Here is a 10,824-nt window from a genome sequence, read left to right on the forward strand (position 1 = left end):
GAACAGGTAAAAATCACGGGATTCCTTCAAAACCAGATCGAATTAGTTGAGTTTATGCCGTAACGCGGGGATTCGGGTAAGGTAAGTTTTATAAGAATTGAAGAAGTTGGGAGTAATCCTGGATACAACACAGATTCTATCTATTTCTCATAAGTTTGCCGCGGTAATTTGGAAGCATAAGCCTGCCAACGCGGTAAACTTATGCGATAAGTAACGCTTATCATCCAAGGCATTTTGATAGGCTCATTGTTGCAGTTTCTCTGTTTCTATGAGCTTTAGATGAATGTCTGTAAACGATTTGATCTGAAGTAGCTGGGCAACAACGCTCGCCCCTCACCCCAATCCTTATTCTGGATTGAGTTCGCAAAATTTCTGGGATATAATGAAAAGAATGACTAAACGCTGATACAAGGGGTGTAGAATACGTGAGCATAACGAAGAAAGATGTTGATCATGTCGCCAAACTGGCTAGACTCGATCTCAATGATACCGAAAAAGATCTATTTACAGATCAGCTTAATGCCATTTTAAAATATGCCGAGCAGCTGAATCAATTGAACACAGAAGGTGTTGCGCCTACTAGTCACGCTATGCCGTTAGTTAACGTAATGCGCGAAGATGTTGCGAAGCCGTCCCTGCCGATTGAAAAAGTGTTGCTGAACGCTCCTGATCATGAGGATGGGCAGTTCAAGGTTCCTGCAGTTTTAGAATAAGAGAGAGATGAAAGGGAGTGCCTGTCGTTGTCTTTGTTTGAATTAAACCTACAACAAATCCACGCGAAGCTGCAAAGCAAAGAAATCAAGGTTTCAGATCTCGTGGATCAATCTTATACAAGAATTGGGCAAGTGGAGAGTAAAGTTCGCGCTTTCCTTACATTAGATGAAGAGAATGCAAGACAGACTGCTGCTAAGTTGGACGAGCAGCTTCTGAGCAGCTCATCGCGCGGCGATTTATTCGGCTTACCAATCGGGATCAAGGATAACATGGTCACCGAGGGCTTGAAAACAACCTGCGCTAGCAAATTCTTATCCAATCATATTCCTATTTATGATGCGACTGTGGTTAGCAAGCTAAAGGAAGCACAAGCAGTTACCATCGGCAAACTCAACATGGATGAGTTCGCGATGGGCGGCTCCAACGAGAACTCCGCGTTCCACCCGGCACATAATCCGTGGAACACGGATTATGTGCCGGGTGGCTCCAGCGGAGGCTCCGCAGCAGCGGTCGCAGCAGGCGAAGTATACTTCGCGCTGGGCTCCGACACCGGCGGCTCCATTCGCCAGCCAGCAGCCTACTGCGGAATCGTCGGCTTGAAGCCGACGTACGGGCTCGTGTCCCGCTATGGGTTGGTCGCATTCGCCTCCTCCCTTGACCAAATCGGGCCGCTAACGAAGAACGTAGAAGACGCTGCGTATGCCATGCAAGCTATCGCAGGCTACGACCCGAAAGACTCCACTTCTGCGAAAGTGGATATTCCTAACTACCTCAGCGCATTGACGGGTGACGTCAAAGGCCTGCGCATCGGGGTACCGAAAGAGTACATGGGCAATGGGATCGACCCAGCAGTTAAAGCCAAAGTGCTCGAAGCGCTCAAAGTGCTTGAAGGCTTAGGTGCTGTATGGGAAGAAGTGAGCTTACCGCATTCCGAGTATGCTGTAGCAACGTATTACTTGCTGGCATCCTCTGAAGCTTCCTCGAACTTGGCTCGTTTTGACGGTATTCGTTATGGTGTTCGTTCGGATAATGCACGCAATCTGTTGGATCTTTATAATCTTTCCCGTAGCGAAGGCTTCGGTCCTGAGGTAAAACGCCGGATCATGCTAGGTACTTATGCGCTAAGTTCAGGCTACTATGATGCGTATTACCTCAAAGCTCAACAAGTTCGTACACTGATCAAACAAGACTTTGATCAAGTTTTTGATAAATATGACATCATCATCGGGCCAACAGCACCAACGACCGCTTTCAAAATCGGTGAACAAAGCAGCGACCCGCTTACGATGTATCTAAATGATATCATGACCATTCCGGTCAGTTTGGCAGGTATTCCTGCAATTAGCGTACCATGCGGATTCGTGAATGAACTTCCGGTTGGCTTGCAAATGATCGGCAAAGCATTGGATGAAGCTACCGTTTTGCGTGTAGCCCACGCTTTCGAGCAGCATACAGACCACCACAAGCAGCGCCCGCAATTGTAAGTTAGTAGCTATAGAGTAACGAAGGAGGCATTCATCTTGTCGGCAACAGATATCCAATTTGAAACCGTAGTCGGTCTTGAAGTCCACGTAGAGCTTCATACCGCTTCCAAAATATTTTGTGGTTGTGCAACCTCATTCGGAGCACCTCCGAATACGAATACTTGTCCGGTATGCTTAGGTCATCCGGGTGTTCTTCCTGTCCTTAACCGCCAAGCGGTTGAGTATGCCATGAAAGCGGCAATGGCTCTGAATTGTACGATCGCGACGAATAGCAAATTTGATCGCAAAAACTACTTTTACCCAGACTCGCCAGATGCCTATCAGACTTCGCAATACGACCAACCCATCGGCGAGCACGGCTGGGTGGATATTGAAGTAAACGGTGTTACCAAACGCATAGGCGTTACGCGTGTTCACTTGGAAGAAGATGCAGGTAAGTTGACGCATATTGATGGCGGATACGCTTCTCTCGTTGACTTGAACCGTGCAGGAACGCCTTTGATCGAAATCGTATCCGAACCCGATCTGCGCTCACCAGAGGAAGCTCGTGCTTATTTAGAGAAGATTAGAGCGATCATGATCTATTGCGACGTTTCCGATGTAAAAATGGAAGAGGGCTCGCTGCGTTGCGACGCGAACATTTCCATAAGACCGTTCGGCCAAGAGAAATTCGGCATTCGTGCCGAGCTCAAGAACATGAACTCCTTCCGTGGCGTGCAACGTGGTCTTGAATACGAGGAGTATCGCCAAGCTGAAATTCTCAGAAGCGGGGAAGAAGTCATTCAAGAAACTCGCCGCTGGGATGAAACACAAGGCAAAACACTCGCTATGCGTGGCAAAGAAGATGCGCATGACTATCGTTACTTTCCAGACCCGGATCTAGTTAGCCTCTACATCGATGAGGAATGGAAAGCGCGCGTTCAAGCTTCGATTCCTGAGCTGCCGGACGCACGTAAAGCGAGATACAGCAGTGAATATGGCTTACCAAGCTATGACGCAGCTGTCATCACAGCTTCCATGCAATTGGCTAATTTCTTCGAACAGAGCTTGCAATATACCCAGGATGCCAAAGCGGTGTCGAACTGGATTATGGGTGATTTGCTCGGATATCTAAACGCGAACTCCCTAGAGTTTTCCGATGTGAAAGTCACAGGTAAGGGATTAGGCGAGATGATAGGCTTGATCGAAAAAGGTACCATTTCCAATAAGATTGCCAAAACTGTGTTTAAAGAGATGATCGAAACCGGTAAAGAGCCGCAAAAGATCGTTGAAGAGCAGGGTCTTGTGCAGATTAGTGATGAAGGTGCCATCAAGACCGTTGTTGAGCAGGTTGTAGAGAACAGCCCGCAATCCGTTGCAGATTTCAAAGCAGGTAAGGAGAAAGCCGTAGGCTTCCTTGTCGGACAAGTCATGAAAGAAACCAAAGGTAAAGCGAATCCAGGCTTAGTCAACAAATTAATTGTAGAGTGCTTGAACAGCAAATGATAAGGTAGAAGTGGTGATCCTCGTATGTAGGACACCACTTCTTTTTCAATTTCAACCTAGGAGTGATTCAACTGTCAATCCAACAACTTCAACTAGAAACTAACGAGGAAATCTTAGTTCTACTTGCACTTCAAATCGCTTCCTATCGTGTGGAGGCTGAACTAATCGGCTTTGATGATATTCCACCCTTGAAGGATGGCATTCAGTCCATACGCGAAGCTCAGGAAACCTTCTATGGATTCTATGTGGATGAGCAGGAAGAGACTAAGCTTGCAGGCGCGATCTCATTCGAACGTGAAGGTACCATTGTGACGATCTGTCGTATGATGGTTCATCCCAATTTTTTTCGTAGAGGGATTGCTAGCTCCCTTTTACAGCATATACTGATAGAACAAGAACGAGAGGGGGCTACTCGTTTTATCGTATCTACCGGAACAGCGAATGCTCCTGCATTTCAATTATATGAACGGTTTGGCTTTATGGTACGCCGTGTATTTACGGTTCCCCCAGGTGTTAGCTTAACGACATTCGAACGGCCTGCAACAAGTGTCTGACAGCCTTTATACACTTCAGAACTGCCTTCAGTAGGAAATTTCAAAATGAATGAATAAGGGAGCGGTTACACGATGGCGAATCCATGGGTAATAGATCAACTACACGTCACGATTAGACTCGTTTTAGCGCTTTTGCTCGGCGGTTTAATTGGATTTGAACGGGAGGTTAGCTCTCATGCAGCAGGGCTTCGCACGCATATTCTGGTGTGTGTTGGCTCTGCCCTCGTGATGCTGCTTTCCATGTATGGCTTCAGTGCTTTCGTGAATGAGGTCAATGTGCGAATTGATCCCTCTCGTTTAGCAGCTCAAGTCATTAGTGGAATCGGTTTTCTAGGTGCTGGAACGATTATGTTTAATGGGAGATCGATCACAGGACTTACGACAGCGGCTTCACTCTGGGTTGTTGCAGGAATTGGTCTTGCGATTGGAGCGGGCTTTTATTATCCAGCCGTCTTGGTCTGTTTTATGGTTTTAATATCCTTGTGGATTCTAAATAAAGTGGAGCATAAATATTTTAATGGAAAAAAAGTGCGTATTTTAAAAATACAAGCCATAGATCAACCTGGTACTTTGGGTCTCATTACAACCATTCTAGGTAAACGTAAAATAGATATTAAGCAAATTAAACTGGAAGAATCGGAAGATCGTAGTAAACCGAATCATGTTCAAATAACGTTTCATGTTACAATTTCTAAGCCATCTATCATTGGTGTAGTGCTCGAAGAAACGAACCAAATTCAAGGGGTCACGGGTGTGGCTATCGAAAATAGTAAAAATTGAAGGGATTGCTGTCAGGCGAGCGTCTAAGCTTTTGTACAGATGGAAAAGGGGGTTTAGCATGGACACTATGACGGATGAACAATTAATTGAAGCGATCCGTCAGGGTCATACCGAAGCCTACCGCGTTATCGTGGAGCGCCATAAGAGCTACATTTTTACATTGGTGTACCGAATGGTAGGACATAAGGAAACTGCTGAAGACTTAACCCAGGAAGTTTTTGTGAAGCTGTTTCGATCCCTGAGTCATTTTCGCGGAGATGCCAAGCTTACTACGTGGCTATATCGGATGACGACTAATCTCGTAACCGACTTCAGACGCTCGCAGAAACGCAGGCCCTATGAAGCGCTGCTAGATAAAATGAAAGGATGGTTTACAGATACCCGAGAAGAGCCGGAGGAAATGGTTGTCAGGAAGGATGAGCAAGCGCAAATGCAGGATTTACTTTCTCGTCTCCCGGACAAGTATCGGATTGTAATGGTGCTGTATCATTTCAAACAGCTATCGTATTCAGAAATGAGCGAGATTACAGGTCTTCCTATCAAAACGCTAGAAACAAGACTCTACCGCGGAAAAGCGATGCTCAAAGAAAAATGGTTGGAGGTGAATGTGCATGACTCTGGGGCGCAAGGACGACATAGAGCTCAAGCAGTACCTGAATAAGCTGTTGGACGAGATGCCGTTAGAGGAACCTAGTCCGATGCTGACGGATCGCATTATGCAGCAAATACGAACCGTTGAGAAGTCGATGACTCCTGCGGCAAATCAACAACGCAGCATGAATAGACCCTGGATGAATGGAGCCATCGCCATTGCAGCAACTGTTTTTCTGATTCAGTCAGGAATGATTGGTCGAATCGTACACATCGCATCAAGCATCTCTCAGTTAACCGGATATATTCAGAATCTATCCCAATATCTCTAAACCCAAATGAAATGGAGGCCATTCCCTTGGATATTCACAAAGATCATATGTATAGCCCCGATTACGCGACAAACCCTTCCTATCCACCATTTGCGCCCTATTATCCGATTTCCAGAAAACGAAAATGGGCTGCAGGTGTGCTTTCCTTCATTATTCCTGGAACTGGACATTTCTATCTAGGTCTTATGCAGCGAGGTTTATTTATCATGATGCTGTTGATATTAGATATTTTTACGATTACAGCCTTAGTAGACAATCATGATAAAAGTATACCCACAGTTACGCTTTTCGCCTTATTTATCCCCGTCATTTACTTTTATAATCTGTTTGACGCTCTTCAATTAACGGATCATGTGAATAGACGTCATGAACTCGGTGATTTTGCTGCTAATTCCCACGACATGGATATGAACGATCCTCTTCAAAAGTTGATGAAAGGGACGAACATGGGTGTTATCTTGATCGTTGCTGGCGGGTTGATTTTCATGCTTAGTAATAAGCCGAATTGGTTCTCCATACTTTTCAATATCATGGGGTCTTTTGTGGGTTCCTGTATTCTTATCATTGCGGGTGTTGCTATGTTCGTATTTGATTCTCGAAAAAATAAATGAGTCCTGAGAGAAGAACTGCATAACCATCATTGACAAAAGTCGAAGAACACACGTACAATATAATGTAAGGTTTTAATGACTAACATCAGGTGGTGAGTACCATGGCAGCACATTTAGAACAGGCTTTAGCAAAGTTGAAAACAACAGGTGTTCGGATGACGCCCCAGCGGTATGCGATTCTTTCCTTTTTGCTGGATTCCATGACTCATCCGACGGCGGATGATATTTACAAGTCTCTTGAATCGAAATTTCCTAACATGAGTGTAGCGACTGTTTATAATAATCTTAAAGTATTTATCGAATCGGGACTTGTTCGTGAACTTACCTACGGAGATAGCTCGAGTCGTTTTGATGCGGATATGACAGACCACTATCATGCGGTTTGTGAGGTTTGCGGGAAAATTTCTGATTTTGAATATCCCCCGTTGTCAGATATCGAGACTACAGCTGCGTTGCATACTGGATTCCAAGTTGGCGGTTATCGACTGGAAGTCTACGGAGTATGTCCGGATTGCACGGTTACTACCAAGCATTAACTTTATGCAGAATTCCTCATTTTGTGCTTTCCTGTTGTATAATGAAACGTGTTCAGCCCTTCTTTTGCGAAGAGCGGACACGTTTTTTCTTTTTATATTTGTTTAAAGGAAGTGAACCTTTGAAATCATCGAAAAAAATAATTCTGATTAGTGTCCTTTGTTTAGGGATGTTTGCAGCCGGCGCGGCGGTATACCTTTTTCAGCAGCTGGCGCCTAATCGTACACATGTTGATCCTGACTACCATGAGCTATCGAAACCGATTTTTTATGAAGGGAATTATTTTCATTCGAGTGCAATTGGCGAAAAAGAAGGACTGAAGCTTCCGCTGGATCTTGTTCAGAAATGGATCGATCCGACTATTATATATGAAAAAAGCAGCGATTCCGTTATCATCACTACAAAAGACAAGGTAATGAGAATGAAGACAACGGAGCTTTCAGCGCTGATGAATGAGAAACCAATCTCCTTATCCTTTCCCGTCGAGAAAAAGGAGGATACCATCTACCTCCCGATAGAACCTTTAAGGCAACTATATCCTTTCGAAATTCGCGAATCTGCTAAGACAGGAGCGATTTTGCTATTTAAGCAAGGTGATATTATTAAATGGGGGAAGCATACGGGGAAGAAAGAGACACCACTGCGAACGGACGCTACAATTAAAGCTCCGATTATATCAACGATTGCTGTAAATGAGCAGGTTATGATTTTAGGTAGCGAAGAAAATTGGTACAAAGTGCAGCAAGAGAGTGGACCAATCGGTTTCGTTCGTAAGAGTGAGTTAACGGAGGATCATGAAGAGACCATTCCAATACAATCGCAATCGTCGTCAGCATACGTCCCGTGGAAACCGATTACAGGGAAACTAAACATGACATGGGAACATGTCATCTCCAAGAATCCTGACACCTCCAAGATCGGTGAGATGCCAGGACTTCAAGTGATTAGTCCGACATGGTTCTCTGTCGCAGATAATGAGGGGCGATTAAGTAATCTAGCTGATGCCTCCTATGTCAAATGGGCCCACGATCACAACTATCAAGTATGGGCGTTGTTTAGTAACGGTTTCGATGCAGATCGCACCAACAAGGTATTAGCAAGCTATGATCTTCGTATGAAAATGATTAAGCAGCTGCTTGGCTTCGCTCAAACCTATAAGCTCCAGGGTATCAATATTGATTTTGAAAATGTGTATCTCAAAGATAAAGAGAACCTCGTTCAATTCGTGCGCGAATTGACTCCTTTTATGCACGAGCAAGGCTTATCGGTTTCTATTGATGTAACTCCTAAATCGACCAATGAAATGTGGTCCATGTTTTATGATCGTCCTGCTTTAGCTGAAGTGGTCGATTACATGATGTTGATGGCCTATGACGAGTACTGGGCGACCAGTCCTAAGTCTGGATCCGTATCTTCATTACCGTGGGTGGAAAGGTCCGTTACAACGCTTCTGACGACGGATAAAGTTCCGCCATCTAAGCTTGTCCTCGGAGTACCATTCTATACGCGGCAGTGGACCGAAGAAACGAAGAATGGTAAGTTAACCGCAACCTCCAAAACGTTAACAATGGAAGCTGCGCAGACAATCATTAAGGAGAAGAATCTTACGCCAACGTTCTTAGCAGATACCGGCCAAAATTATGTGGAATATCAAGATGGCAATAAGCTGATTCGAATCTGGTTGGAGGATGAAATTTCAATCAAGGCGAGGTTAGCATTGGTTGAAAAGTATGATCTCGCTGGCGTAGCCTCTTGGCGAAGAGGCTTTGAAAAGCCAGCAATATGGCCAGTCACTAAGGATGCTTTACCAACTGTACAACCATGATGTACCCCGCACTTATTCATTAATACAAAGAAAGCCGAACCCAGAATGTGGGCTCGGCTTTCTTTGTATTAATGAGGCTTATGCTCATGTTCTCGACTCGGCTCGAATTGAGCTGATTGTGTGGCAGCTGTTTCGTTTTCACCAACCGGCTCATATTGTGGATCAATCGTAAGGATGGTTTTACAGAACATGCAGCGATCTGTTTTGCCTAGCATTTTCGTTCTTCTGCCGCACTCTGGGCAATCGATTACCGTTGCTGATGTGGAAAGCATACCCGCCCAGAAGTAAATACCCATGCTTACCAACACACTAATCATTCCTAAAATCATGAAGATGACGGCAATGACTCGCCCGACTTGTCCCCAATCGAAAACGACACCAGCAAGCCCTATGATCATAAGCAGCATCCCCCCCATGGTCATGACAAGACCCCACAAGCGGAATTCATTTACTTTACTTGATCTAAATCGCACTTTTTTTCCTCCCCAGTTCTATAGCTCATGTTTTGTATGAATTGTCACAGAATTCAGCAGGAAACCCGTTCACCCTTGTAGAAATAAGTAATAAACAATTGGAGACAGGAGCTTTGGAGACCCATGGGAATTAATAAAGAGCAGTTATTGCTTAAGTTCCGGAATGACCCTAGAATCGTTAGTGTCATGGCGGTAGACAATCCTAAGCAACTTCCCTCACTGACAGATGGTTTTGATACGCTACTTTTGATAGTAACGAACGACCTGAGCCTGAACAATCATACCACTAATTATATAAGAGACGATTCACGGATACAAGAAAGATGGATAGATCCTACATCTATGGAGCAATGGATCAGGCACGGGATTAATCGCAATATTCTTCACTGGCTGTTAAAAGGGGAGATACTTCTGGATCAGAACACTTATTTAGAAGGCCTGCGCCATCGAATACTAGAGTTTCCCGGGGACTTACGCGAGCATAAACTGCTTATTGAATTTTCACATTTCTTGCGTAAATATTTGCAAAGCAAAGAATATATACTCGATGATCATATTTTAGATGCTTATAACAACATTCTTGAGGCGCTTCATCACTGGGCCCGAATTGTCATTGTGGAAGATGGATATCATCCTGAAATCACCGTCTGGAGACAGATTCGTGCCATTAATCCAGGTGTATATAAGCTATATGAAGAATTGACGATGAGTAAAGAAACCTTGAAACAGAGGGTTCAGCTCGTGTTACTTGCTTGCGAGTTTTCGGTTATGTCCAAAATGGAGCGCTGTTGTGAGGCGTTTTTTCAAATCCTCAAGGAAAATGAGCAGCCGCTTAGCTCGGATGAGCTTCAACAGCACGCACAGTTAGTTGAAGTGAAGTCGGAGCTTCCTCTTTTGCTCAATAAACTAGTCAAAAAAGGTTTGATCAAAGAAGTAGCTGTTATCATTGATGAGCAAACCTCAGAAATCGAGCTAAGGTACACAAGTATATAACGATTTAAAACCTTTATGAATCAGGTGTTTACCTGGTTCTTTTTTTATTCTCATTTTAATGCTTGACTTTGATTGCGATTCTATGATAAATTAACTCTCGCCGCTAAAAACGGTAACGCATTTGAAGCCATCGAGTTACATCAGGCAAGCGAAGTTGGAAAAAAAGAAAAATAAAAAAAGCTTGCATTGAATGTTTCGGATGTGATATATTATAAAAGTCGCCGCTAAACGGATGGCGAAGAAAAAGAAAGAAATTGATCTTTGAAAACTGAACAACGAGTGAGTAAGCACGAACGAGAAATCGTTCAAAAAAGAGATTGCAAAATCTCGCTAGCAGCGCAAATGAGCAATTAAGCTTTCAGATATACGGACAAGCAATTGTCCACTATTATGGAGAGTTTGATCCTGGCTCAGGACGAACGCTGGCGGCGTGCCTAATACATGCAAG

General features: G+C 44.2%; 12 protein-coding genes and 1 rRNA gene. 12 read left to right on the top strand and 1 reads right to left on the bottom strand.

Translation table 11 applies throughout. From position 1 onward, the window contains the following. Positions 1 to 425: 425 nt before the first annotated feature. From gatC to AC58P7_RS32385, 10 genes are all read left to right on the top strand, one after another. Positions 426 to 713, top strand: coding sequence for an Asp-tRNA(Asn)/Glu-tRNA(Gln) amidotransferase subunit GatC (gene gatC, locus AC58P7_RS32340; protein WP_065852850.1), 288 nt, complete (start codon positions 426 to 428; stop codon positions 711 to 713). Between the two features lie 27 nt (positions 714 to 740). Continuing rightward, positions 741 to 2,198, top strand: a complete 1,458-nt coding sequence (gatA, locus tag AC58P7_RS32345; RefSeq protein ID WP_497350192.1) for an Asp-tRNA(Asn)/Glu-tRNA(Gln) amidotransferase subunit GatA — start codon at positions 741 to 743, stop codon at positions 2,196 to 2,198. Positions 2,199 to 2,231: 33 nt separating this feature from the next. After that, on the top strand, positions 2,232 to 3,683 hold the full coding sequence (gatB, locus tag AC58P7_RS32350; protein ID WP_497350201.1) for an Asp-tRNA(Asn)/Glu-tRNA(Gln) amidotransferase subunit GatB: 1,452 nt from the start codon (positions 2,232 to 2,234) through the stop codon (positions 3,681 to 3,683). Positions 3,684 to 3,745: 62 nt separating this feature from the next. Continuing rightward, entirely contained in the window at positions 3,746 to 4,237 is a 492-nt protein-coding gene (locus AC58P7_RS32355; protein ID WP_497350193.1) for a GNAT family N-acetyltransferase, read from the top strand. Positions 4,238 to 4,309: 72 nt separating this feature from the next. Then, positions 4,310 to 5,017, top strand: coding sequence for an MgtC/SapB family protein (locus tag AC58P7_RS32360; RefSeq protein WP_497350194.1), 708 nt, complete (start codon positions 4,310 to 4,312; stop codon positions 5,015 to 5,017). A gap of 58 nt (positions 5,018 to 5,075) precedes the next feature. Further along, positions 5,076 to 5,678 (top strand): RNA polymerase sigma factor, encoded by a 603-nt coding sequence (locus AC58P7_RS32365; RefSeq protein WP_497350195.1) that lies wholly within the window; start codon positions 5,076 to 5,078, stop codon positions 5,676 to 5,678. Continuing rightward, entirely contained in the window at positions 5,629 to 5,940 is a 312-nt protein-coding gene (locus AC58P7_RS32370; RefSeq protein ID WP_497350196.1) for a hypothetical protein, read from the top strand. The genes AC58P7_RS32365 and AC58P7_RS32370 overlap by 50 nt, the downstream gene beginning before the upstream one ends. Positions 5,941 to 5,966: 26 nt before the next feature. Then, positions 5,967 to 6,551 carry a hypothetical protein gene (locus AC58P7_RS32375; RefSeq protein WP_497350197.1) on the top strand — a complete coding sequence of 195 codons (585 nt, stop codon included), beginning with the start codon at positions 5,967 to 5,969 and terminating at the stop codon, positions 6,549 to 6,551. Positions 6,552 to 6,652: 101 nt separating this feature from the next. Then, positions 6,653 to 7,087, top strand: coding sequence for a peroxide-responsive transcriptional repressor PerR (gene perR / locus AC58P7_RS32380; protein ID WP_497273175.1), 435 nt, complete (start codon positions 6,653 to 6,655; stop codon positions 7,085 to 7,087). A gap of 119 nt (positions 7,088 to 7,206) precedes the next feature. Beyond that, complete coding sequence (locus AC58P7_RS32385) at positions 7,207 to 8,910, top strand: glycosyl hydrolase family 18 protein (RefSeq protein WP_497350198.1); 1,704 nt, start codon at positions 7,207 to 7,209, stop codon at positions 8,908 to 8,910. A 68-nt stretch (positions 8,911 to 8,978) separates the two neighbouring features. On the opposite strand, the gene AC58P7_RS32390 is transcribed toward AC58P7_RS32385, so the two are convergent. After that, positions 8,979 to 9,383 carry a YgzB family protein gene (locus AC58P7_RS32390; protein ID WP_497350199.1) on the bottom strand — a complete coding sequence of 135 codons (405 nt, stop codon included), beginning with the start codon at positions 9,381 to 9,383 and terminating at the stop codon, positions 8,979 to 8,981. 123 nt (positions 9,384 to 9,506) lie between these two features. Here AC58P7_RS32390 and AC58P7_RS32395 point away from each other — a divergent pair, with 123 nt between their 5' ends. Then, positions 9,507 to 10,376, top strand: coding sequence for a nucleotidyltransferase-like protein (locus AC58P7_RS32395; protein WP_497350200.1), 870 nt, complete (start codon positions 9,507 to 9,509; stop codon positions 10,374 to 10,376). 387 nt (positions 10,377 to 10,763) lie between these two features. Beyond that, positions 10,764 to 10,824: ribosomal RNA gene (locus AC58P7_RS32400) — 16S ribosomal RNA — on the top strand; the annotation flags it as partial.

This window comes from Paenibacillus sp. J22FR5 (assembly GCF_059691975.1).